The 22,186-nt window shown below is 37.1% G+C and carries 25 protein-coding genes; 16 read left to right on the top strand and 9 right to left on the bottom strand.

Going from position 1 to position 22,186, the window contains the following annotated elements; genetic code table 11:
* The first annotated feature begins 3 nt into the window (after window positions 1-3).
* Genes K0A91_RS06765 through K0A91_RS06755 form a run of 3 tightly spaced genes read left to right on the top strand, consistent with a single transcriptional unit; the run spans window position 4 to window position 3,006 of the window.
* Window positions 4-264 carry a type II toxin-antitoxin system RelE/ParE family toxin gene (locus K0A91_RS06765; protein ID WP_295009276.1) on the top strand — a complete coding sequence of 87 codons (261 nt, stop codon included), beginning with the start codon at window positions 4-6 and terminating at the stop codon, window positions 262-264.
* Entirely contained in the window at window positions 265-1,650 is a 1,386-nt protein-coding gene (locus K0A91_RS06760; protein WP_295009274.1) for a pentapeptide repeat-containing protein, read from the top strand. It abuts the gene before it with no gap.
* Window positions 1,651-3,006, top strand: coding sequence for an SLC13 family permease (locus K0A91_RS06755; RefSeq protein ID WP_295009272.1), 1,356 nt, complete (start codon window positions 1,651-1,653; stop codon window positions 3,004-3,006).
* Here K0A91_RS06755 and K0A91_RS06750 read toward each other — a convergent pair.
* On the bottom strand, window positions 3,003-3,200 hold the full coding sequence (locus tag K0A91_RS06750; RefSeq protein WP_295009270.1) for a hypothetical protein: 198 nt from the start codon (window positions 3,198-3,200) through the stop codon (window positions 3,003-3,005). The two genes, K0A91_RS06755 and K0A91_RS06750, sit on opposite strands and share 4 nt — an antisense overlap.
* A gap of 190 nt (window positions 3,201-3,390) precedes the next feature.
* On the opposite strand from K0A91_RS06750, the gene K0A91_RS06745 reads away from it, so the two are divergent.
* The gene (locus K0A91_RS06745; protein WP_295009268.1) at window positions 3,391-3,681 is read left to right on the top strand and encodes a Dabb family protein; all 291 of its coding nucleotides are present in this window, start codon (window positions 3,391-3,393) and stop codon (window positions 3,679-3,681) included.
* Between the two features lie 43 nt (window positions 3,682-3,724).
* Here the strand turns inward: K0A91_RS06745 and K0A91_RS06740 are convergent, their stop codons facing one another.
* Genes K0A91_RS06740 through K0A91_RS06730 form a run of 3 tightly spaced genes read right to left on the bottom strand, consistent with a single transcriptional unit; the run spans window position 3,725 to window position 5,440 of the window.
* Window positions 3,725-4,042 carry an EF-hand domain-containing protein gene (locus K0A91_RS06740; RefSeq protein ID WP_295009266.1) on the bottom strand — a complete coding sequence of 106 codons (318 nt, stop codon included), beginning with the start codon at window positions 4,040-4,042 and terminating at the stop codon, window positions 3,725-3,727.
* A gap of 52 nt (window positions 4,043-4,094) precedes the next feature.
* Window positions 4,095-4,856, bottom strand: a complete 762-nt coding sequence (locus K0A91_RS06735) for a patatin-like phospholipase family protein (RefSeq protein ID WP_295009264.1) — start codon at window positions 4,854-4,856, stop codon at window positions 4,095-4,097.
* Window positions 4,853-5,440 carry a DUF502 domain-containing protein gene (locus K0A91_RS06730; protein WP_295009263.1) on the bottom strand — a complete coding sequence of 196 codons (588 nt, stop codon included), beginning with the start codon at window positions 5,438-5,440 and terminating at the stop codon, window positions 4,853-4,855. The genes K0A91_RS06735 and K0A91_RS06730 overlap by 4 nt, the downstream gene beginning before the upstream one ends.
* A 72-nt stretch (window positions 5,441-5,512) precedes the next feature.
* Between K0A91_RS06730 and K0A91_RS06725 the strand changes: the two genes are divergently transcribed.
* The 9 genes from K0A91_RS06725 (at window position 5,513) to K0A91_RS06685 (ending at window position 13,196) form a co-directional block, all read left to right on the top strand.
* Entirely contained in the window at window positions 5,513-6,769 is a 1,257-nt protein-coding gene (locus tag K0A91_RS06725) for a M48 family metallopeptidase (RefSeq protein ID WP_295009261.1), read from the top strand.
* Window positions 6,751-7,581 carry a peptide chain release factor N(5)-glutamine methyltransferase gene (gene prmC, locus K0A91_RS06720; protein WP_295009259.1) on the top strand — a complete coding sequence of 277 codons (831 nt, stop codon included), beginning with the start codon at window positions 6,751-6,753 and terminating at the stop codon, window positions 7,579-7,581. The genes K0A91_RS06725 and prmC overlap by 19 nt, the downstream gene beginning before the upstream one ends.
* Before the next feature lie 3 nt (window positions 7,582-7,584).
* Window positions 7,585-8,064 carry a DUF4149 domain-containing protein gene (locus tag K0A91_RS06715; RefSeq protein ID WP_295009257.1) on the top strand — a complete coding sequence of 160 codons (480 nt, stop codon included), beginning with the start codon at window positions 7,585-7,587 and terminating at the stop codon, window positions 8,062-8,064.
* Between the two features lie 278 nt (window positions 8,065-8,342).
* Entirely contained in the window at window positions 8,343-9,434 is a 1,092-nt protein-coding gene (locus K0A91_RS06710) for a nitrous oxide reductase accessory protein NosL (protein WP_295009255.1), read from the top strand.
* Window positions 9,427-9,738, top strand: a complete 312-nt coding sequence (locus K0A91_RS06705) for a hypothetical protein (protein WP_295009253.1) — start codon at window positions 9,427-9,429, stop codon at window positions 9,736-9,738. Before K0A91_RS06710 ends, K0A91_RS06705 begins: the two co-directional genes overlap by 8 nt.
* Window positions 9,728-10,903 carry an FtsX-like permease family protein gene (locus tag K0A91_RS06700; RefSeq protein WP_295009251.1) on the top strand — a complete coding sequence of 392 codons (1,176 nt, stop codon included), beginning with the start codon at window positions 9,728-9,730 and terminating at the stop codon, window positions 10,901-10,903. The genes K0A91_RS06705 and K0A91_RS06700 overlap by 11 nt, the downstream gene beginning before the upstream one ends.
* Entirely contained in the window at window positions 10,900-11,568 is a 669-nt protein-coding gene (locus tag K0A91_RS06695) for an ABC transporter ATP-binding protein (protein ID WP_295009249.1), read from the top strand. Before K0A91_RS06700 ends, K0A91_RS06695 begins: the two co-directional genes overlap by 4 nt.
* A complete protein-coding gene (locus K0A91_RS06690) occupies window positions 11,569-12,516 on the top strand; it encodes a hypothetical protein (protein ID WP_295009247.1) in 948 nt (315 codons plus the stop codon).
* A 50-nt stretch (window positions 12,517-12,566) separates the two neighbouring features.
* Window positions 12,567-13,196: a Crp/Fnr family transcriptional regulator gene (locus tag K0A91_RS06685; RefSeq protein WP_295009245.1), complete on the top strand. Its 630-nt coding sequence runs from the start codon at window positions 12,567-12,569 to the stop codon at window positions 13,194-13,196.
* A 142-nt stretch (window positions 13,197-13,338) separates the two neighbouring features.
* Here the strand turns inward: K0A91_RS06685 and ftsZ are convergent, their stop codons facing one another.
* The 3 genes from ftsZ to K0A91_RS06670 are packed head-to-tail and all read right to left on the bottom strand — an operon-like array spanning window position 13,339 to window position 17,289.
* Entirely contained in the window at window positions 13,339-14,457 is a 1,119-nt protein-coding gene (ftsZ, locus tag K0A91_RS06680; protein ID WP_295009243.1) for a cell division protein FtsZ, read from the bottom strand.
* Window positions 14,458-14,468: 11 nt separating this feature from the next.
* Window positions 14,469-15,824: a cell division protein FtsA gene (gene ftsA, locus K0A91_RS06675; protein WP_295009241.1), complete on the bottom strand. Its 1,356-nt coding sequence runs from the start codon at window positions 15,822-15,824 to the stop codon at window positions 14,469-14,471.
* Between the two features lies 1 nt (window position 15,825).
* Window positions 15,826-17,289, bottom strand: a complete 1,464-nt coding sequence (locus K0A91_RS06670; protein ID WP_295009239.1) for a peptidylprolyl isomerase — start codon at window positions 17,287-17,289, stop codon at window positions 15,826-15,828.
* A 187-nt stretch (window positions 17,290-17,476) separates the two neighbouring features.
* Between K0A91_RS06670 and K0A91_RS06665 the strand changes: the two genes are divergently transcribed.
* Window positions 17,477-17,824, top strand: coding sequence for a hypothetical protein (locus tag K0A91_RS06665; protein WP_295009237.1), 348 nt, complete (start codon window positions 17,477-17,479; stop codon window positions 17,822-17,824).
* The gene (locus tag K0A91_RS06660) at window positions 17,821-19,119 is read left to right on the top strand and encodes an adenosylmethionine--8-amino-7-oxononanoate transaminase (protein ID WP_295009235.1); all 1,299 of its coding nucleotides are present in this window, start codon (window positions 17,821-17,823) and stop codon (window positions 19,117-19,119) included. Before K0A91_RS06665 ends, K0A91_RS06660 begins: the two co-directional genes overlap by 4 nt.
* Here K0A91_RS06660 and K0A91_RS06655 read toward each other — a convergent pair.
* Together K0A91_RS06655 and dnaJ are read right to left on the bottom strand one after the other, a co-directional pair.
* On the bottom strand, window positions 19,116-19,706 hold the full coding sequence (locus K0A91_RS06655; protein ID WP_295009233.1) for a class II aldolase and adducin N-terminal domain-containing protein: 591 nt from the start codon (window positions 19,704-19,706) through the stop codon (window positions 19,116-19,118). The genes K0A91_RS06660 and K0A91_RS06655 overlap by 4 nt on opposite strands.
* A 40-nt stretch (window positions 19,707-19,746) precedes the next feature.
* The gene (dnaJ, locus tag K0A91_RS06650; protein ID WP_295009231.1) at window positions 19,747-20,868 is read right to left on the bottom strand and encodes a molecular chaperone DnaJ; all 1,122 of its coding nucleotides are present in this window, start codon (window positions 20,866-20,868) and stop codon (window positions 19,747-19,749) included.
* Window positions 20,869-20,981: 113 nt separating this feature from the next.
* On the opposite strand from dnaJ, the gene K0A91_RS06645 reads away from it, so the two are divergent.
* Complete coding sequence (locus tag K0A91_RS06645; RefSeq protein ID WP_295009229.1) at window positions 20,982-22,094, top strand: murein transglycosylase A; 1,113 nt, start codon at window positions 20,982-20,984, stop codon at window positions 22,092-22,094.
* Window positions 22,095-22,186 lie beyond the last annotated feature (92 nt).

Below are 22,186 nucleotides of genomic sequence, written 5' to 3'. Positions count from 1 at the left end.
TACATGTACGAACTTAACTTTTTAAGCAGTGCAAAAAAAGAGTTCGCCAAGTTAGACATAGTAGCTCAAAAAATTATAAAAGAAAAACTCCTCCTCTTAGTAACAAATCCCGACATTTTAAAAAACAATATAAAAGCACTAAAAGGCGAATACAAAGGCAAATTTCGACTACGCATAAACCAATACAGAGTTGTTTTTCAGGTTAGAGATGAAGAACTTATTATCATAGTTGTCCGTGTTGGGCATAGGAATGAGGTGTATTAGATGAGTACATGTAGCGTAGAAAATTGCAAAAATGAGTGTTTTGAGCAAGAAGATAAGTGTATTTTGCATTGTGAAAAAGATAATTGGTATGAAATTAAAGATAATAAAAAAGACTGGTCAAAATCTACAGACGAAATAAAATTGTTTTGGGAAAAAATACAAAAAGACATACGAGGGATTGATTATTATATTCCAAGAGAAAATGACGAATATCAACTTGAATTATCTTTAAATGAACTAAAAAAATACGAAGGTGTTATATTTCCTTTTTTTCAGGATTGTAAAGAAAATAATTATTGTAATTTTTCAACATGTAGTTACGAAGATACAAATGAAGAAAGTTCAATAAATATTTTTGGATTAAACAATGTAGAGTTCATAGAATGCCATTTTTTAGATATTGCAGATTTTAGTCAATACAATGTTTTCAGACCAATAAAATTTGAAGAATGTCATTTTCATAAAGGCATACCTTATGAAAATCATATGGAGTTTTACAAATGCCATTTTTATAAAAATGATATAGATTTAATAAATAGAACTTTCAAATTTCATTTATTTTTTAAAGATTGTAAAAACATTGGAAAGCTAAATTTAAAAAACTCAACAGTCAATGGTTCAGCAAGTTTCAGAGGTTCAAATTTCAGTGAAGTAGATTTTGAAAAAACAACATTTGAAGATATTTCTGTATTTACAGAAGCAACTTTTCATAATAATGTAAATTTTAAATATACGACATTTGCAAAGTTAGCTCTTTTTAGAAAAACTGATTTTAAAAAAACTGTTAATTTTGAAGATTCAATTTTTAAAGAAGAAGCAAACTTTTTAGACATGACAGCCAATATGGCAAACCGTGAAACGGCTAGAATTATCAAGAACTCTTTTGAACAGCAAAACAATATCATTGAAGCCAATAGATTTTATGCTTTAGAGATGGAAAAGCGGGAAGAAGAGTTAGATAAAGATATAAAAAGTGGTAAAAATATAGTTGATTGGTTAATATTTAAAGCACATGCAATAAGTTCAAATCACTCTCAAGATTCGGTTTTACCTATATTGTGGATACTAAATATAGCATTATTTTATTCAATGAGTATATCAACTTTTTATCATAATAATGTATTAGCATTTATATCAGCATTGTTTATGATGTCGTTTCTGTTTTCTAAAACGACATTATTAAAAATAATGTTACTCGCCAATTTTTTAGTATTCTATTTTTTATCATATATAAATTCAGATTACTTAACCGACAAAATAAACCCATTCTCCATAATGACAAGCAAAGAGCCTATCAATTTTGGACTATTACTTTTCAAAATAACCATAGCCTACCTAATCTACCAATTCATAGTCTCAGTTAGACAAAACACAAGGAGAAAGTAAGTGAGCAGAGATAAAGAACAGTTTAAAAAAATAGCGGTAGCTATTTTAATCGGCGCACTTTTTTTTACTATCTCCATCTCTATTTTTAGTGTGACACAAGCAACTCTTCTTGGGCTTATAGCATTTCTTGTAACTCTTTGGACAAATGAGGGCTTGCCGCTTGGCGTTGTCTCTTTGCTTCCTATCGTTTTGTTTCCATCTTTTTCTATTCTCTCAACAGCCCAGACAACCGCAAACTACTCAAATCCGATAGTTTTTCTGTTTTTTGGAGGTTTTTTAATTGCCATTGCAGTTGAAAAGACAGAGCTTCACAAGTGGATAACCCAGAAGATGTTTGCCATTTTTCCATCAACTCCAAAGGGGATAATATTCTCGCTTATATTTACCTCTGGCATACTTAGCTCGCTTCTCTCAAACACTACAACGACACTTTTGCTTATACCCATAGCTCTATTTATAACCGACGATATCAGGCTTAAGATGAGGTTTGTGCTCTCTATAGCCTATGGAGCAAGCATCGGCGGAATTTTGACTCCGATAGGTACCGCGCCAAATCTTATAATGCTGGGACTTATGCAGAACAATCAGATGGAGCCGATTCCTTTTTTGGAGTGGATGGTAATGGTCGCTCCGCTCGTTTTTACTATGTTTTTTGTAGTCGGAACTCTTCTTAGCATCGGTGTTAAAGGCATAGAGATATCGTTTGAGTCTGAAAAAAGAGCTCTTTTGTTTGAGCAGAAAAAAGTTCTCCTGCTCATCGGCGGAGTTGTTTTGCTGCTTCTATTTAATGCGCCGTTTAAACCCTACTGGAACGGGCTTGGGCTGAATGAAAACATTATACTGCTTGGTGCGGGACTTCTGCTTTTTGCTCCTCCTTTTGGCATACTAGAGTGGATGGATGACAAATCAAAAATTCCATTTAGGATTATGTTTTTATTTGGTGCAGGATTTTCGATTGCAACTGCTTTTAGCGTCAGCGGTCTTGCAAACGAGCTTGCTTCTTATCTTGTCTCCATGACTCACCTTCCGCCTCTTTTGATTATTCTGGGTATTGCGGCGCTTGTTACCTTTACAACCGAGATTACATCAAACACGGCACTTATTTCAGTGATGCTTCCCATTATATATGCGGTGGCACAGCAGAGCGGAATTGACGCTGTTTTGTTTATGATGGTGGCAACTGTTTGTGCGAGTTATGCTTTTATGCTCCCAATCGCTACGCCGCCAAATGCCATAGCCATGAGCAGCGGAACTCTAAGTGTTGCGCAGATGGCAAAGTATGGGATAGTGCTAAATCTTGCAGGCATTTTTCTAATAGCCATGATTGCGGAGTTTTTTTGGAAATACTATCTTTAAGAGCCGCTGTTTTTGTACATGTGGTAAAAATCTTTGAAAATAAGACCTGCCGTAAAAAACCATAAAATATTTAACAAGTAGTTATTATCAAGACCATTATTGTAAAGATATGGAAATATCAAAAAGTAAGGCCATTTAAAAAAGTAGAAAAACAGTATGCCCGAGCCGTAGAGCTCTCTTAGAATTTTTTTCATTGGGCTATTTTACACTTTTTACTGATGTTACGCAATAAAATGAACGCGTACGTTTTCTAAAGAAACTTCATTTTATTAGCAGGGACTAAAGTACCTATAACCTCCTAAAGCTATGAAAAACTTTGTTTTTTAAGAATTAAAAAGTAGTTTGCATATTTTTTAGCTAAAATTTTATAAAAAAGGACAAAAAGTGGTTGTTCATATAGTTATGTTTAAATTTCGTGATGAAAATAAGAGCGCAAATATTAAAGAGATTGCGAAGAGACTAAATGCTTTGGCAGAGCTTATTCCAAGTCTGAAATCAATGGAAGTCGGTGTTAACTTTACACTCTCTGATAGAGCGTTTGATCTCTCTTTGTACTCTGCGTTTGAAAGCAAAGAGGATTTGGATGCTTACGCAGTTCATCCAGAGCATTTAAAAGTGGTAGAGCTAATAAAGAGCGTAACATTGGAATCAAAGGTTGTTGATTATATTTTGTAGAGTTTTTTACATGTCAAAAAAAATGACATGTAAAAAATTTGTTTTATCTGCTTCTTCTGGTCTGGTGGTCCAAAAACTCCTGTTTGTCTACAACTCCGTCGCCGTTTGCGTCCATTTTTGAAAACTCATAGTGCTCTTTGACATTTTTTAACATTCTGCCATCATCTTTGCGCTCTTGAACTCTTTTTTCTCTTGCCTCATTGAGCTCAACTTCTGTGAGAGTACCATCGTTATTCAGATCAAAACTCTCAAATTTAGGCATATCACGCCCGCCATTTTGTGCCGAAGCAACAACAGGAACAGTAGCCAATAAACCAATTGCTATAAGAGATACTCTTATATATTTAGTCAACATTTGCATAATAACACTCCTCATTTTGGTCTTACAAATATTGTATCACATTAATAGCAAATCATAGATTTCTGATAATTTTCCTTGTCTCGTCGTATCCTATTTTTACAAGATCCTTCATCTGCGATAAATCTACCGCGTTATATTTGGAGAGGTCAGGTTGTATGAGAATATCAGCTTCTTTAGTCTGGATTTTTTTATTTGTTTTTACCAAAAAGGTAAAGCTGTTGTAGAGAACCTCTATGACATTTTTGGGTTTCCTGTAAGACTGCGTAGTGACCAAATCAACACCTATCTTATAATCCACTTGGTAGCTATTTATGCAACTAAGAGGTATATTTTCTATAATCCCGCCATCAACTAAAATCTTGCCGTCAATTTCAACAGGCACAAAAATCCCAGGTACGCTAGTTGTGGCCATTACCGCATCAGCAGCGCTCCCCTTGTTTAGAAGAATCTTCTCTCCAGTTGTGATATCTGTTGCAATCATGCAAAGCGGGATAAGTGCATCTTCTATATTTTTATTGCCTATGTTATGCTTTATCATCTCTCCTATTTTGTCGTTCGAGAGGAGAGCGAATTTTGAGAGTGTGAGCGATGAGAGATTTTTCCACTCAAACTCTAAAATGATTTTTTCTATCTCTTTGGCGCTCTTTCCAAAAGCATAAAGTGTTGCAACGATACCGCCAGCACTAGTTCCGCCTATGGCTTTTATATCAGCTTTTGACTCTTCTAGCGCTTTTAGCACACCGACATGCGTTGCACACAGTACGGAACCTCCGCCAAGCGCTAACGCTACGGTTTTATTTTTGAGTTTGTTCATGTGTTCTCATTTTTTTTACTGCTTGAGATTCCAGCTGTCATTATAAATCCTAAAGCCTCGTCTGTTTTCATATTTATTGGAGTTATATTTTTTTTAGGAATAAAAAGTGAGTATCCGCCTATCTGATAACTTAGTTGAAAATAGACAACGACAGGTTCCTCCATATCTAAAAAATCGAATCTTTTTAGATCTTCAGAAGTTATAAAACCCATTATTTTGGAATCCATCCATTGTGTATCGACAAGAACTACCATATTGTTTTCTTTGTTTTTGAGGTTTGAGAAGAAGTTTAAAAAGTCTTTTACTGCACCGTAGAGAGTGTTTACGAGAGGCATTCTATCGACAAGTGACTCAAAAAAATCTCTTATTTTTTGAACAATCCAAAGTTTTAGAAGCAAGCCTACAAAAAATACGATGGCGATGCCTGTTGCAAATCCCAAGCCTGTTATGTAGTACTCTTTTGGGAGCAGATATAAAATCAGATTGCCAAAAAAATTCTCAGTTGTCGTCAAAATCCAAATAAGCAGATATAAAACTAAGGCAGTCGGCAGAATAAGGCTAAGACCGTTTATAAATGTTTTCACATATGCTCCTTAAAGTATTTAAAGATTGTATCAAAAAAAAATGTTAGAATTGCGAAAAATTAAGGCAGTTACATGTTAATGACAATAATAGGAATTTATACTCTTTTTATACTCATCTCTATATATACGAGCGTTATGCAGATAGGCTATGTAAATGTGGCAAAAAATGGCAAAGCTGTTCTTCTCTCAAGCAATGATTTTATAAAAGCCGGAAATTACAGCGTTGCAAAAGAGAAGATGAGTATAGCGAGTATGTTTATTGACTATATTGTTTTTATTCTCTGGATAGGTTTTGGAGTTAAGTTTTTAGAAAATAGCATATATTTTGAAAATGAGGCGCTCTTAAACATCGCCGTCGTTATGAGCTTTTTGATTATAAACTCGATTATCTCTTTGCCTTTTGGCTACTATGAAAAATTTGTTTTGGACGAGAAGTTCGGTTTTAACAAATCAACCATGAAGCAGTGGATAAAAGATACGCTCATCTCATTTGTGATGACTCTAATTTTCGGCTCTCTGGTCGTTTGGGGCATCTATGCGATAATCTCAACTTTTGAGATGTGGTGGCTCTTGAGTTTTGTGTTTATCTTTGCGGTGGTTATTTTAATCAACATGCTATATCCGACTTTTAGGGCGATGTTTTTTGACAAACTTACTCCTCTTCAAAATGAAGAGCTTGACGCGCAGATAAAAGATTTGATGGACAGAACAGGCTTTGTAAGCTCAGGCGTATTTGTTAGCGATGCGAGCAAAAGAGATGCAAGACTAAACGCATATTTCGGCGGTTTTGGTAAAGCTAAGAGAGTTGTTCTTTTTGACACTTTGATAGAAAAACTTACTGCAAAAGAGCTTTTAGCTGTTTTGGGACACGAACTTGGACACTTTGCACACGGCGACATATATAAAAATATAGCGATGGTGGGCGGAATGCTTTTTGCGATGTTTGCCGTCTTTGGAAATCTGCCTAGCTCTATATACGACGAACTTGGAGTTACAAACTCGCCGTATTTTGTTATGATTTTGCTGCTTCTTTTTATGCCGGTACTCGGCTTTTTGATGATGCCTATTATGGGAATAGTGAGCAGACAAAACGAATATGCGGCGGACAGAACGGGAAGTGAGCTCGGCGGCTCTGGCGGAGCGATAGAGCTTGCAAACGCTCTTAAAAAACTGGTAAATGAGAACAGAAGTTTTCCGCTCTCACATCCGCTCTATATCTTTTTTCATTACACTCATCCTCCTGTTTTAGAGAGATTAAAAGAGCTTGGCGTTGATGTAGGCGATATCGATAAAAGTGCTTTGGGAGCTGCATGTCAAGCGGATATCTAGTAAAAGATATTTTAAAAGAGATAACTTTGGCGCTGAATCCTCACATAGAGAGGGCGCCAAGAGAGGCTCAGCTACTTTTAATGCACCATTTGGGCGTGGATGAGCTTTGGCTTTTGACAAATCAAAACCTACATGTAGATAATTACGAAAAGCTTTTTGAGTGGGCAGCGCGCAGGGCAAAAAATGAGCCGCTTGAGTATATAACCAAGAAGGTAAGTTTTTACAGCGAGGAGTTCTTCATTTCAGAGGGTGCGCTTATTCCGCGCCCTGAGACTGAACTATTAATTGATGAAGTTATCAAAAATGTAGAGGATAAAAATAGAAATTTAACTTTTGCAGAGGTAGGAGTGGGGAGCGGTATTATCTCCATAATGCTTGCAAAAACATTTCCAAACGCAAAGATAATAGCGGTTGACATCTCAGAAGCCGCTTTGAATATAGCAAAAATAAATATAGAAAAATTCTCACTTCAAGATAGAATCGAGCTTAGACTCGGCTCGCTTTTAGAGCCCGTAAGCGAACATGTAGATTATCTAGTTTCAAATCCTCCATACATTGCAAATGACTTTAAACTTGAGTCAAATCTCTCTTACGAACCTCAAAATGCACTCTTTGGCGGGGAGGTGGGCGACGAGATAATCAAAGAGCTTCTTGATGAAGTCTTAATCAGAAATATTAACTTTTTTAGTTGTGAGATAGGTTATGACCAACAAGATAGAATACGAAACTATTTAAACAAGAAGCAACTAAAAAAGTTAGAGTTCTATAAGGACTTTAGCGGTTTTAACAGGGGCTTTACACTAGGGTTGTAATTTTTGAAAAGAAATATTTTTATAGATTTTGCCTATCTTGTCACGTTAGCCGCTACGCTTGGTGCCGTTGTTGTTCTAGGTGCGATTGCCGCTCCTGTAATTTTTCATACCGAAACTCTTTTAAACAGTGCTGCTCTTGATAGCTTCAATGCAGGTATAGTAATGGGTGAGATATTTCACCGCTTCAGCTACTGGATATACTTTTTGGCTTTTTTTATTGCCGTGTATGAGATGGTTATGTATAAAAATGGACAAAGAGACGCGATAATATTCGGCAGTTCCGCAACTGCGCTGTTTTCAGCTTTGATGTTTAGCGCCGTATATTCGCCAAAAATAATATCCATGCAGAGATTGGGCGAAGAAGCAACACAGAGTGATACGTTTAGAAATATACACTTCGCAAGCGAACTTGATTTTAAAATTCTTGCAACGGCTCTTCTTATTCTTTTTATAAGAAGACTGATGCTTCTAAAACTTCGCTAGGGAGACTCTTTATAAGATTTCTTCTTTCACTGCTTGATATTAATCAAGAGTGAGAGTTGCTAAATGTACTATGATTTTGGCTAATACAACTTTTTGGGGGTTAGTGTAAAAAGTGTATTAAAGAGGGTAATAGAAAGTGGGTTGACATTAGTTTGACTAGGATGGGTACCTAGGTCAAACTATTTTGTGCAAACAGAGTAAAACATCAAATTCAGCGATTAATCATTCATGCAAACACTTTAGGATAAAATAATAAAAATTATTATCCAAGGGCTCTTATGTTTATAAAAATTATTATTTCTTTTTCTCTTTTGTTTGGAACCTTAAATTTGGGCGCAAACAGTTTTACAAAATCGGCAACAATCAAACCTCAGCTGGTTCAAAAGGGTCTGCAAAAAGAGTGGTGTCCAGTATGCGGCATGAGCATAGAGGTCTACTATAAAACTTCTCACACCTCAAAAATCAATAACGCTCATGAGAGACAATACTGCTCTATAAGATGCTTGGCGGTTGATATGCAGGAGTATGATATAAAGAGAGAGGATGTGAAAGTCGTTGACGCCGCTACTCAAAAACTCATACCTGCAAAGAGCGCCCTTTACGTTGTCGGCTCCGATATAAAAGGAACAATGTCAAAAATAAGCAAGCTTGCGTTTGCTTCAAAAGAGTCGGCAGAGGATTTTAGCATTGAAAACGGCGGAGAGATTGTCGACTTTAAAACCGCTCTTGTGATGGCGCAGGAGTCTCTTGGCTCTGACATTGAGTCTGTTCAAGCAAAAAAAACAAAGCAAGTCTATCCGATGGGTGAGAAGATATTTGACAAAAGATGCAAAAAAGAGATAGATATAAATGCGTATCTGCAAATCAATGAGCTAAAAGCTGCCATAAAAGAGAAGAACTTTTGCGGCGAGCTAAAAGAGGGTGAGCTTCAGTCTCTCTCCTTATATCTTTGGGAAGTTAAGAGATTTGGTGATTTAAAAAAGATAGGCGATGTTATCACTATAAGCAAAGATGAAAAGTGCCCCATCTGCGGAATGTTTGTATATAAGTATCCAAAATGGGCGGCGCAGATATTTTATCAGGATACTCACTTTTCGTTTGATGGCGTAAAAGATATGATGAAGTACTATTTTGAGCATAAAGAGGGGATATCTAAGATGCTTGTAACCGACTACTACTCGCAAAAGGCAATAGATGCAAGAAATGCTTACTATGTCATAGGAAGTGATGTTTATGGACCGATGGGAGATGAGCTTATCCCTTTTATAAATGAGAGCGAGGCGAAAACTTTTTATATGGACCATAAGGCTCGTAAGATAGTAAAGTTTGAAGATATAGAAGAAAAAGAGGTTTATAAGCTAGATGAGTAGAAGAAGCAGGCCTCTTTTTTTTACATTTTTGGCTCTTGTAGGAGCTTTTTGTCTGGAGGTTGTATATCTGCAGATGGCAAAGAGCATGGATTCTGACATGTTAGAATCAAAAAGGGGTTTTGTTTCGCTTGTCGGGCTTAGCGATTTGGCAATCTCTACCGAAGCAACTTATGTTAGACACAGAAGCGTGAGTGACCTTTTTTCCATATATAAGGATGACGGAAGCCTAAGAGAGTATTTTCCCTCTACCTACGTCTATTCGCACTCAGGCATCATAAATAAAAAGAGTTTTGATGCGCGCTAAAATTAACATGTATCTTTTTGAACATGCCGTAAACTCCCTATTTAGACAAAAATTTAAGACACTTTTTGTTGTTCTTGTTTTAAGCACTCTTATATTTTTGCTGACATCTGTTTTTTTTATCTCTAACTCCATAAAGCATGAGCTACAAAGTACGGTTGACGCACTGCCTGAGATTATAGTTCAAAAGCTCGGAGGCGGCCGCCACTATGATATAGAGACAAGTTCAGTTGATGAGATTTTAGAGATAACAGGTGTCAGCAGTGCAACTGAGAGAGTTTGGGGATACTACTACTTTGAAAATGCAGGCGTAAACTTTACTCTTGTCGGCATAGATGAGTTTGAAGAGCAGTACAAAAAGAGCTTTGCATCCGCTGCAAAAGAGCTTGATTTCTCAAAGCCGACAATGATGCTTGGCGAGGGTGTCGAAAGTGTTATGGATAAAAATTACTACAAAGAGTACTTTAACTTTATAAAACATGACGGAACTCTAAAGAGAGTCGATATCGGCGGAGTTTTCGATACCCAGAGTGAGCTTGAGTCAAACGATGTTATTGTTATGAGCAAAGATGATGCGAGAGAGATTTTTAACATGTCAAAAAATATGGCTACCGATATAGTCGTAAAAGTTGCAAACGAGGATGAGATAGCCACTGTTGCTTCAAAAATCAAGCTTTTATACCCAGATGTGAGGGTGATTACAAAAGATGATATAAAAATCAGCTATCAAAATATATTTGACTATAAGAGCGGGATTTTCTTAGCACTCTTTGTCGTCTCGCTTTTTACTTTTTTTATAATTATATATGACAAATTAAGCGGGCTAAGCAGCGAAGAGAGAAGGGAAATCGGAATTCTTAAAGCTATCGGCTGGAGTGTGGGTGATGTTTTAAAAGAGAAATTTTATGAGAGTTTTATAATCTCGTTTTTCTCTTACATGTCAGGAGTTGTTTTGGCTCTATTTTTTGTTTATATTTTAAAAGCCCCGCTTCTTCAAAATATATTTACCGGCTATTCTCAGTTAAAAACATCGTTTGCACTCCCTTTTGTCTTTGATATTCAAACACTCTTTCTCATCTTTTTTTTAAGCGTGCCTATCTACATAGCAGCTACAATAATTCCATCTTACAGAGGCGCTACCTTGGATGCTGATGAGGTTATGAGATGATTGAGCTAAAAAATATTACAAAGATATATGAGGAGAGCAAAGAGAACAGCGTAACTGCACTCAAAAATATAAATCTAACCGTTAAAGATGGAGAAGTTATTGTTTTAAGGGGAGCAAGCGGAAGCGGAAAGAGCACTATCCTCTCACTCATTGCCTCTCTTGCAAAGCCAACGAGCGGAGAGGTTGTCGTAGATGGGCTGAGGGTATCAAAACTTGTTGATAGTTTTGCATCGGCTTACAGACGTGACAACATAGGCATTATATTTCAAAAATATAACCTTATTCCATCACTAAGTGTGAGCGAAAATATCATTTTGCCGTTAGTGCCACTAAATCTGCATGTAAAAGAGGTAGAGGCTAAACTTGAGAGCGTTTTAGAGAAGTTTCATATAGTGCACAGAGCTTACGGGCTTGTAAAAAATCTCTCAGGCGGAGAGCAGCAGAGAGTTGCCATAGCAAGGGCAAATATAAACAACCCTAAAATCATTCTTGCCGATGAGCCTACCGCCAACCTTGATGAGAAGCTCTCTTTGCATTTTATAGAGATGTTAAGAGAGTTGAAGCGTGATGGCAAAACCATAATAGTAGCAACGCATGACCCTCTCTTTTTTGACCTTGATATCGTTGACAGAGTGTTGGAGATAAATCATGGAGTTTTGCTTTAGATGATTTTGACTCCAGAAGTTTTAGCCATATTAATCTTAAATATAATATTTACTATTTTTGCAATTATCGCTTTTGTATTAAGCGTTAAAATTTACCTAAAGTGGGATATAAACTCCACCTCAAACGCCCAGTATCAGCTTGAGAAACAGAGTGTTTTGGCGGCAACTATTATAAAATATATCTTTGTGGTAAAAATTCCGCTCTTTTTGTTTTTTATATTTACGCTTGATAAGATTTCAAATGTTCTAACAGGTGCAATGTGTGTGGCAGGCGTTGTTGATGCAACTGAGTACGGAACATATCTCATAATTTTAAAAATCATAAATCTCTATCTTTTTGCCTCTTGGCTAAAACTTCACGCAGAAGATATGAAAGATAAAAATCAGCCCTACACAAAGCTGAAGTTTGGGCTATTTATCGTCACTTTTTTTCTCTTTATAACCGAGGTCGTTTTAGAGGGCTTTATGTTTGCAAATATAGAGATAGACAAGATGGTAAGCTGCTGCGGGAGTATCTACTCAAGCTCTGCAAACTCTGCCATTTCTGCTATTTTTTCCATAACAACAACTTCGCTTTTGGCTCTTTTTTACGGAAATTATCTCTTGATTGCATTGTTCTATTATCTAAAAAACAGATATCTTTTTGCTCTTTCAAACATCTCTTTTGTTGTTGTTGCGATAGTCGCTCTTATACTCTTTTTTGGAACATATATATATGAGCTTCCATCACACCACTGCCCTTTTTGCTTCTTGCAGGCGGATTACTACTATGTGGGCTATCTGATATATGGTATGCTTTTTACGGGGACATTTTATGGTTTTGTTGTAGGCTTTGTAAATGGGTCTGATATAAACTACAAGATTTCACTTCTGATAAATTCATTCTATGCTATATTAGTGACACTGTTTGTGGTAATATACTATATGAAAAACGGTGTTTGGCTCTAGAGAGCATAGTCGGTAAAATTTAACTTAATGACGAGGTATTAAAAACAGCCATGAGAATACACTTAAAAAATATAGTTCTTTTTCAAAATGTTGATGAAGATACGATAAAAAAGATAGAACATTTTACAACTGAGCATAAAATATCAAAAGAGAGTATAGTATTTTATGAGGGTGATGCACCAAAATATCTCTATCTCTTGGTTAAAGGCATTATAAAGCTCTACAAGACGTCATCTAGTCATAAAGAGGTGGTTTTAAAATATTTCCACGATAACGAACTTATCGGAGAAGTCGCAAATTTTGAGGGTATGCCATATCCGGCAACTGCTAAAGCCTACAGTGATGTAGAGGTTTTAAAGATTGATTTTGAAAAACTAAAAGATGTTATTTTCTCAAATCCGAATCTAGCCTTTAACATTCATACATCTTTGGTGAAAAAGATTAAAAATCTTGAAAATCTAATATCAACAAATCTTGTTTTAGACTCAAAAGAGAGGGTTGCAAAATATATCTACAACCATACGGACGATTTCTTTGAGACTAAAAATATAGAAATCGCGGAAATTCTCGGCGTTTCTCCTGAGACACTATCTAGAATTTTAAAATTCTTCAAAGACGGTGAAATAATAAATATCAAAAAAAAGTATATAGACAGAGATGCGCTTGCCCAATATTTTTAAGTCAATAATATAAAATGTGTCCATTAGAATGGAGTCTATGAGTTTGGTTTGTATGAATTAGATGTTAATTTTTTGTTAATGGAGTGTTAATAGATATCATCCCACTCAAGCTTGATGATATCTATATTAAAAGAGAAGAATTTTAGTCTTGCTGGATTCTCATATAAGATGGAATATCAAGGTGGGAGCTATCTAAATCTCCGCCTACAACGAGTCTTGGACGTAAAATTTTAGCAGGAGATGGAACTTCGCTGACAAAACTCTCGTTGTTTGAGCGAGAGTTTGCATCTTTTTCAAACCCCGTCGCTATTATAGTTATTTTAATATAATTTTCAGGAAGAGACTCATCTGTCGAAGTGCCAAAAATTACATCTGCATCTTCATGCGCGCTCTCTTGAACAACACCCATAGCGTCTGATATCTCTATCATAGGGAAGTTTGGATGCATGCTAAAGTGTACAAGAACACCCATCGCTCCGTTTATAGATACATTGTCGAGAAGAGGAGATTCTATAGCCGCTTTTATAGCTTCATAAGCTGCATTTTCACCCTCATGCTCGCCTACGCCCATAAGCGCCATGCCTTTATGGCTCATAACTGTTCTTAAGTCTGCAAAGTCAAGGTTAATGTCATTGTCACCGTTAGATAAAATAACGCCTGCAGTTCCGCTGACAGCTTGTGCTAAAACGCTGTCAACAATTTTAAAGCTGTCTTTGATACCAAGTTTTCTATCAATTATAGAGAGAAGCTTGTCGTTTGGAATAACAACAATGGAGTCACTCTCTTTTTTGAGTTCTTCAAGTCCAGCTGTTGCAAGTTTTAATCTTTTTGGTGCTTCAAATCCAAACGGCTTTGTAACTATAGAGATTGTAAGCGCATCAACCTCTTTTGCAATTTTAGCAACAACAGGAGCCGCGCCAGTACCTGTTCCGCCTCCAAGACCTGCTGAGATAAATACTATGTCGGCACCCTGCAGGGCTGCTTTAATCTCTTCATAGTTTTCAAGAGCAGACTCTTTGCCTATTTCAGGCTTCATACCAGCGCCAAGACCTTTTGTCAACTTAACGCCTATTTGAATTGTAGTCGCATTAACAGTATCTTTTAGAGCCTGAGCGTCAGTGTTTATCATAATCATCTCAATGCCTGCGACACCGTTTTTAATCATATGACCTATCATGTTGCCGCCGCCGCCGCCAACACCGACTGCCACAATTCTTGCTCCGCTAATCTTAGATGCTTCTTCTATTAAAAATGGTTCCATACTCTCTCTCCTTAAAATAACTGGGTTGCCCAGTTCCAAAATTTGCTAAATGCTCCGGCTTCGTCACTCTTTTTCTCTTTTTTTAGGCTGATAGTCGCCATCCCATCTTTTTTCTCTGTGCGAAGTTGAGGAGTTGGAATATCGTGTTCTTCAGTAAGGTTTATACTTGTATGCTCTGTCAGCATCTCATTTGAATGCCTTACTCTTTTGTTTACATCTATCTCATAGAGAGTATACGCAGATGCTGAATATAGTATAAGACCTATTGCACTTGAATATTCAGGCGAGCGGAGGTTGTCAAAGAGGCCGTTCATCTCTTTGGGTTTTGCAAGGCGAACTGGAACAGAGCCAAAAGTCGCAACCGCCAACTCTCTTATCCCATCCATTTGAGAAAATCCGCCGGTTAGTACAACTCCGGCTCCTATTTTGTCTTTTAGTCCGCTGTTCTCTATAAACTGGGCCAAAATCATCAACGTCTCTTCAACTCTTGCATAGACGACATTGTGTACGACTTCAAGAGAGACTTCATGGGTAGAGTTTTCATCCCCGATAATAGGAAGCTCTATCAGGTCATTGCTTGGAGAAAGAAGTGAACCGTAGTTTATTTTTACGCTGTCTGCGATATTTAGAGGAGTGTGAAGCGCCATAGACAAATCGCTTGTCACATGGTTTGAACCTACTCCTAAAAAGTCGTTATATCTGATGGAGTTTCCTGAGTGGATTATGATATTGCTTGTGTTTCCGCCAATATCAATAAGTGCTACGCCAAGCTCTTTTTCATCGTCATTTAACGTAGCGATTGATGATGCATAACCTGTTAGTACAATGTTTTCAACTTCTACACCTGCGCCACGAACAGCTTTTTTTAGGTTGTTTAGGTTTGATTTTTGCGTTGTAATGATATGTGTGTCGACTTCAAGTCTTGAAGCATTCATACCAAGCGGGTCTTCAATATAGTCCTGATCGTCAACTTTAAAGTTAAACGGAAGCGCATGTAATACCTCGTACTCATTGGGTATGTTTGCATTATAAAGAGATGTCTGCATAACTCTCTCTATCTCTTTAAAACTTACCTCTTTGTTTTGGATATTTACTATTCCGCTTGAGTTCAAGCTTTTTGTATATGCACCGGATATAGATACTATAGCAGTTTTAACTTCACTTCCGGAGACTCTTTTTGCGTCATTTATAGCGCTTTTTATAGATCTTGAAGCAAGTTCTATATTTGTTATACTCCCTTTTTTAAGACCTTGCGCCTTGGAAGTTCCTGCACCTGTTATAGATATAGAGTTGTCGTTAGCTATCTCAGCGATAATTGCACATATTTTTGTTGAACCTATATCTACGGCTAAAACAGTTCTGCTCAACTTATAGTCCTTGGATAAAAATCTCTGTTTTGTACTTGTTTTGCAGGTTTTTAATCAACCCTTCGTTAAACATAGCACTCTTCAATCTAACAATCGGATTGCTCTGATTAGTGTTAGTGTTATTAAGCAGTTTTTGTTCCAAAACATTGTACATAACTATATTTCCGCTCTCCAACGTAACAAACCCTTTTTTTTGTTGTGATGTAAACAACTCGGCTAAAAATTCGTCGGCTTCGTCTTTGCTTAAGTCTGTTAGTTTGTTAGAGTCATTTCCTGTAATAAAATCGGTAGTTGTTCCTTTAAATGTAGCAAACGACTTGTTTGCCAAATCTAGCAGTTTTGTTCTTTTCTGCTCGTCAGTGTATAAATAGATTACATCTCTTTTTGCCTCTTCATAGCTTTTCGGCTGTGGCTGGTTTACCTTTACAAGCTCAAAAGTGTAGTAGTCTTCGCCTACCATTACCGGCTTTGAAAAAGGAGAAAGTAGTGTTAGTTTTGAGATTATTTCAAAAGCGTCTATGCCAAAAGGGTTGTTTGCGGGAGATATAGTAGATGCTTGTATCTCTACGCCATCCGCCTCGCCTTTTTTATACGCAACGTATGTTTTTAGAGCCTCTTTTTTGCTCTCTTTTGCATCAAGTTCCGCTTTTATTCTCTCTTTTACGGCATCAAAAGGGAGGATTTTCCCCTCTTCATCTTTGAAACTTGTTTTGTTATCGGTATAGTACTCGTTAAGTGTTGCATTATCATAATCTTTGGATACTCTAGGCTGTTTTATAAACTTTATATCGTAGCTGATTTGGCTCATAAAATCACCTTTTCTGCTCTCCCAAAAAGGTTTTAAAAACTCGTCTGGAGTCTCTACACTTATTGCGTTTGCATCTAAAACTTTATAGTTTATTTTATCGGCGATGCTAATAGCTGTATCTAAAATCTTTAACTCGTTCTCTTTTACATCGGCTGGCAGAAGGCTGAGAGTTTTTCTAATTAAAAGCTCTTTTTTGACATCCTCTTCATACTCTTTGATTTTTATATTGTTTTTTGTAAGAACCTCTTTATATCTCTCTTTGTTGAAGATGCCATCTACATGAAAAGGTGATTGTGCAGTTATCTCTGCCAAAACTTCAGTATCATCTACCTCTAAATCGTATGATTTTGCTAGGTTCAATACAAGTGCCTGTTGTATTAAATATTGAAGTGCTTGAGATTTTAAACCAAAACTGTTAGCCTTCTCTTCATCAAATTCCCCTTGAAACATTTGAGAATATTGAGCATAAAGATTTGAGTAGCTTTTTTGAAGTTCACCCATGCTTATATCAACACTGCCTACTTTTGCTACGGAGCCTGCTTTTTCTCCGTAATCATATTGACCCCATCCAACAAAACCTGCTCCGACGAAAGCGATAGTAGAAATCCATATGGTAATTATTAGATATTTTTTATGTTTTTGCATCCATGTAATCATTGAGTTAGTAGCCTTGTGTATGATATTTTTGTAATTTTATGTAAATTCGTATTAAACCTTGATAAAGAGAAGTTATACTTTAGATGTTACACGCTAAAGCTGCGAAAAACATTTTTAGTTATAAAACTAAGATAAGTATAAATGAAAAAGTTGTAAAATCAACCAACATATAGCAAGAAGGATTTTCATGAAGGATATTTTAAAATATTCAAATATTAAAGAAGAGCTGCCGAAGTTACCTGATGTGCTACTTAATACGATTCAATCGGATGTTTTAGAGATAAAAAGAGTTAATAAAGAGTGTGAAAAATACATTGAAGCATGTTCTAAAATTCCGGAGCTTAAAGGGGCGATGTATGTTGTTTTCTCAAAATATATCGATAAAGAAAATCACCAATTTGAAAAGTTTATATTTTTAGGAAAAGATGGAGATGAATTATTTGACGTAAGCGGTGCAGAGATGGAACTTTACGGTCTTCTTACATGTACAAACTTAAACTATACGGATGAGTACAGGGCAAATGCACCTATATGAATAATATAGAGTTGAAGAGTAGAGACTTGGATGTTTTGTGGCATCCATGTACTCAGATGAAAGACCATGAAACGCTACCTCTTATCCCTATAAAAAAAGCACATGGAGCCTACTTAGAAGATTTTGATGGCAACTTATACATAGATGCCATCAGCAGCTGGTGGGTAAACCTTTTTGGGCACACAAACAGCTATATAAATGAAAAAATCAAAGAGCAGTTGGACACTTTAGAGCATGTTATTTTGGCAGGATTTACGCATGAGCAGGTTGTTAGACTCTCTGAGAGGCTACTAAAGCTCTCTCCTGATGGACTAAGCAGATGTTTCTATGCCGACAACGGTTCAAGCGCCGTTGAAGTAGCCCTTAAGATGAGCTATCATGCACATAAAAACAGTGGCAAAGATAAGAAAATTTTTGTTTCACTTACAAACTCGTATCACGGCGAGACGATAGGCGCTCTTAGTGTTGGAGACGTAAAATTATATAAAGATACCTACAAACCTCTTTTGATTAAGAGCATACAAACGCCTGTGCCAAAAGATATGAGTATGGAAGCGGCAAGAGAGGCGGCGGCAGAGTTTGAGAAGCTCTGCACGGAGAGGTCGAATGAGATAAGCGCCATTATACTGGAACCGCTTGTTCAAGGCGCAGGTTCTATGCATATGTACCATAAAGAGTTTTTGGTTTTAGTGCGTGAAATTTGCAACAGATATGACATTCATCTGATAGCCGATGAAGTTATGGTCGGTTTTGGAAGAACAGGAGAGATGTTCGCATGTCATAGCGCTAACATAACACCCGATTTTCTTGTTCTCTCAAAAGGGTTGACAGGTGGCTATCTCCCGCTCTCTGTTGTGCTAACAACAAACGATATTTATTTAAGATTTTATTGCGACTACGGTGAACATAAGGCATTTTTGCACTCTCACAGCTATACGGGAAATGCTCTTGCATGCGCCGCAGCAAATGCTACTCTTGATTTGTTCGAGCGAGACAACGTGATGGAAAAAAACAGAGAAACGGCCAACTATATGGGCAGTAAACTCTCTAAATTTAAAGAGCTTAAAAATGTTGCCTCAGTTAGACAGACGGGCATGATTTGCGCAGTGGAGCTAAAGGGTTATGAGCCAGAAGAGAGAGTAGGGCTTAGGGTTTATCGGTATGGTCTTGATAACGGAGTGTTATTGCGTCCTCTTGGACATGTAATCTACTTTATGCCGCCATATATCATTACAAAAGATGAGTGCGACAAGATGATGGAGACTGCTTATGAGGCTATAAAACTGCTGCCTTAATCAAATAAGAAGTCGTTTTTAGTGTTCTCAAGCAGAAGCAGTCTGCAACTTTTTTCTAAAATGGCAATTTTTTTTGCCATCTCATGGAGGTCTCTGTTAAAAGTGTAGACTCCATAACCTCTAATAACCATGATATCCGTCTTCCTGCTTTGAAAATAGTAGGCAATTTCACTGATTGCTCTCTCATACCAGTCATCAAAATTTTTAGGGTCAACTATCTCTATTGAGCCAAGTTCCGTATATCCGAAATAATCTTTTGGAGTAATAATGTTGTGGTCAAGTGAATAGGCTGTCGTAAACGGAGGCATGCTAAAACAGATAAATTTTGCATCTGATATTTGAGAGTAGATGCTGTGATGTATGTCAGAATCAATGCTTGCCTGATTCCATCTATAATCTTTTTTGTAGTAAAGTTCTATAAGTGTGTTGCTATCAAGCGCATCGAAAATAGCCTCTTGTGTGTTAATGATAAAGCGGTTTGATTCTGTTTTTGCAGATATAGAGCCGTGGAAAATGCCGAAAAAATCTTTTCTAAACATAGATAGTGCCAGAGTTGATAGTTTCTTTTTAAGGTTATCTTTGTTCATTTGGTATCTCCATTCTGAGTTTTAGTTTTAACACAGCTCTCTATTTAAACCAGTTTTTCATCTTCTCTATCGCTGAGTCCAAAACGCTCTCATGCGGTTTTGACTCTATTCCAAAAGATTCCTGAAGTTTAGAGAGAAGCTCACGCTGCTCATCGCTCAGTTTTTTAGGATAGGTAATATTTACCTGAGCTATTAGGTTTCCTTTGCCGTGTCCGTGAACATCGTCTATGCCTTCGCCCTTAAACACAAAGTGTTGCTTGTCTTTTGTGCCGATATCTAGTTTTAACTCAAGCTCTCCTGTTAATGAAGGGATGGTGAGTGTATCTCCTGCAACGGCTTGTGTGAAAAATACAGGAATTGCGATATAGACATCATTGCCATCACGCTGAAAATGTTTATCCGACTGAACACTAAAAGTGACATATAAATCGCCTCTTGTTCCGCGCTTTCCTATATTTCCTTTTCCTGATACTCTAAGGCGGTTTCCGCTGTCTATTCCTTTAGGAACTTTGATAGTTACGTTGCCTCTCTCTTCGTGGTACCCTTTGCCATCACAGCTGCCGCAAGCCGCAGCAGGAGCTGAGCCGCTGCCATTACACACCGGACAAGTTTGAGAGAAAGTCATAAAGCCCTGTTTCATAAACACTTGACCCTGACCTCTGCATTGATTACATGTGGAGAGTTTAGCGTCTTTTGCACCCGTGCCCTTGCAGCTTTTGCAAGAGTTTTTGTACTTAAACTCTACCTCTTTTTCGCATCCGAAAATAGCTTCGTTAAAACTAATGGACATGTCGACGTTCATATCAAGCGGATATTTCTCCATATCTGCAGGATTTTGGCGGCGGCGTGAGCCTCCTCCAAAACCGTTAAACATCTCTTCAAAAATAGAGCCCAAATCATCAAAGCCGCCAGAAGAGCCGCCTCTGCCACCCATGCCTTGAAGTCCCTCTTTGCCGTAGCGGTCGTAAATGCTTCTCTGCTTTTCATCGCTGAGACATTGATACGCTTCGTTACATAGCTTAAATTTTTGTTCAGCTTCGCTATCACCAGGATTTTTATCCGGATGGTAAGTTTTTGCCATTTTTCTATATGCTTGTTTAATTGTTGTTTGATTTGCGTCTCGTGAGACTTCTAGTATTTCGTAATAGCTTAAATCTTGCATACTATTTTAATATCCTAACATCTAAAATTTTTGCAATTATATCGTTTTAAATTTAATGCACCTCTAAAAATAACTAAGGATTTTTAGAGGTCTCCTAAAGTATAATCTCCCTCATGAAACACGGCATACTACTTTTAACCATAATTTTACTCTTTTTAGGCTGCTCTAAAGAGCCGCATGTTACTTTTTCAAATATGCCCGATACACAGTTGCAAAAGAGTTATTTTGACAAACTTCCAAACTGGCATCAAGAGGATTATGCAACTGCTTTGGAGTCATTTGCGCGTAGTTGCAAAACGGCAAAAACAAGAGAGATATATGGAAGTTTGTGCGAGAGAGCTTTAGATGCCAAAGACGCAAAAGAGTTTCTGATAAAAAATTTTGCCCCGTATAAAATCAGCCAGCCAAACGGAGCTGATGATGCTCTTTTAACAGGCTACTACGAGCCAGAGTTAAAAGGCTCTCTTACAAAAAAAGAGCCATACATCCATCCTATATATAAAACACCAAAAGATCTTATTGTAGTTGATTTGGGTGAGCAGTATCCTGAACTTAAAAGCTACAGACTAAGAGGAAAAATAGTCGGAAACAGACTTGTGCCCTATTGTGACAGAGGGGGTACTGCTGTAAATCAGCTCGATGCAGAGATTATCTGCTATACGGATTCAAAAATTGATCTTTTCTTTTTAGAGGTTCAAGGCTCTGGAAGAGTAACGCTTGAAGATGGCAGTACGCTTTTTATTGGCTATGACAATCAAAACGGATATAAGTACAACTCAATAGGAAAGTATCTTGTTAACATCGGCGAGATACCTTTGAGCGAAATATCGCTTCAGAGCATAAAGGCATGGCTGGATAAAAACCCCTCAAGAATAGATGAAGTGTTAAACTACAACAAGTCGATGATTTTTTTTAGACAAAAAGAGAAACCTGCAAGCGGCTCACTTGGAGTGGTTCTGACACCAAAACGCTCAATTGCGGTGGATAGAAAATATATCCCTCTTGGGAGCATGTTATATTTGAGCGCAAGCACAAAAGAGAGAAGTTTTAACCATTTGGCAATGGCACAAGATACGGGTGGAGCAATCAAGGGGAGCGTTAGAGCCGATATATTTATGGGTTATGGCGAAGAGGCAAAAGAGGTGGCAGGAGAGCTAAAAGCACCTTTGTCGTTGTGGATATTAATGCCAAAAAACCATCCTATAAAGAATAGCTTAAACCAATAGCTATTTTTTATAGACATAGATAATGTGTTTCATTATTTGAGTATTTAAAAAGTATAAATGCTCAGATGATCAAATACAAAGATATAACCACT

The sequence above is a fragment of the Sulfurimonas sp. genome, from assembly GCF_019429335.1.
In the GTDB taxonomy this organism is placed as follows: domain Bacteria; phylum Campylobacterota; class Campylobacteria; order Campylobacterales; family Sulfurimonadaceae; genus Sulfurimonas.
Note: the sequence above shows the minus strand (reverse complement) of the source record. Positions and strands in the feature narration are given on the sequence as shown.

Excerpts from the sequence above, each read along its gene's own strand:
- K0A91_RS06645 (WP_295009229.1), top strand. The coding sequence starts at position 20,982 with ATGAAACACGGCATACTACTTTTAACCATAATTTTACTCTTTTTAGGC.
- K0A91_RS06690 (WP_295009247.1), top strand. The coding sequence starts at position 11,569 with ATGATTTTGACTCCAGAAGTTTTAGCCATATTAATCTTAAATATAATA.
- dnaJ (WP_295009231.1), bottom strand. The coding sequence starts at position 20,868 with ATGCAAGATTTAAGCTATTACGAAATACTAGAAGTCTCACGAGACGCA.
- K0A91_RS06760 (WP_295009274.1), top strand. The coding sequence starts at position 265 with ATGAGTACATGTAGCGTAGAAAATTGCAAAAATGAGTGTTTTGAGCAA.
- prmC (WP_295009259.1), top strand. The coding sequence starts at position 6,751 with ATGTCAAGCGGATATCTAGTAAAAGATATTTTAAAAGAGATAACTTTG.
- K0A91_RS06765 (WP_295009276.1), top strand. The coding sequence starts at position 4 with ATGTACGAACTTAACTTTTTAAGCAGTGCAAAAAAAGAGTTCGCCAAG.
- K0A91_RS06660 (WP_295009235.1), top strand. The coding sequence starts at position 17,821 with ATGAATAATATAGAGTTGAAGAGTAGAGACTTGGATGTTTTGTGGCAT.
- K0A91_RS06695 (WP_295009249.1), top strand. The coding sequence starts at position 10,900 with ATGATTGAGCTAAAAAATATTACAAAGATATATGAGGAGAGCAAAGAG.
- K0A91_RS06710 (WP_295009255.1), top strand. The coding sequence starts at position 8,343 with ATGTTTATAAAAATTATTATTTCTTTTTCTCTTTTGTTTGGAACCTTA.
- K0A91_RS06665 (WP_295009237.1), top strand. The coding sequence starts at position 17,477 with ATGAAGGATATTTTAAAATATTCAAATATTAAAGAAGAGCTGCCGAAG.
- ftsZ (WP_295009243.1), bottom strand. The coding sequence starts at position 14,457 with ATGGAACCATTTTTAATAGAAGAAGCATCTAAGATTAGCGGAGCAAGA.
- K0A91_RS06735 (WP_295009264.1), bottom strand. The coding sequence starts at position 4,856 with ATGAACAAACTCAAAAATAAAACCGTAGCGTTAGCGCTTGGCGGAGGT.
- K0A91_RS06685 (WP_295009245.1), top strand. The coding sequence starts at position 12,567 with ATGAGAATACACTTAAAAAATATAGTTCTTTTTCAAAATGTTGATGAA.
- K0A91_RS06700 (WP_295009251.1), top strand. The coding sequence starts at position 9,728 with ATGCGCGCTAAAATTAACATGTATCTTTTTGAACATGCCGTAAACTCC.
- K0A91_RS06655 (WP_295009233.1), bottom strand. The coding sequence starts at position 19,706 with ATGAACAAAGATAACCTTAAAAAGAAACTATCAACTCTGGCACTATCT.
- K0A91_RS06750 (WP_295009270.1), bottom strand. The coding sequence starts at position 3,200 with ATGAAAAAAATTCTAAGAGAGCTCTACGGCTCGGGCATACTGTTTTTC.
- K0A91_RS06670 (WP_295009239.1), bottom strand. The coding sequence starts at position 17,289 with ATGATTACATGGATGCAAAAACATAAAAAATATCTAATAATTACCATA.
- K0A91_RS06740 (WP_295009266.1), bottom strand. The coding sequence starts at position 4,042 with ATGCAAATGTTGACTAAATATATAAGAGTATCTCTTATAGCAATTGGT.
- K0A91_RS06705 (WP_295009253.1), top strand. The coding sequence starts at position 9,427 with ATGAGTAGAAGAAGCAGGCCTCTTTTTTTTACATTTTTGGCTCTTGTA.
- K0A91_RS06725 (WP_295009261.1), top strand. The coding sequence starts at position 5,513 with ATGTTAATGACAATAATAGGAATTTATACTCTTTTTATACTCATCTCT.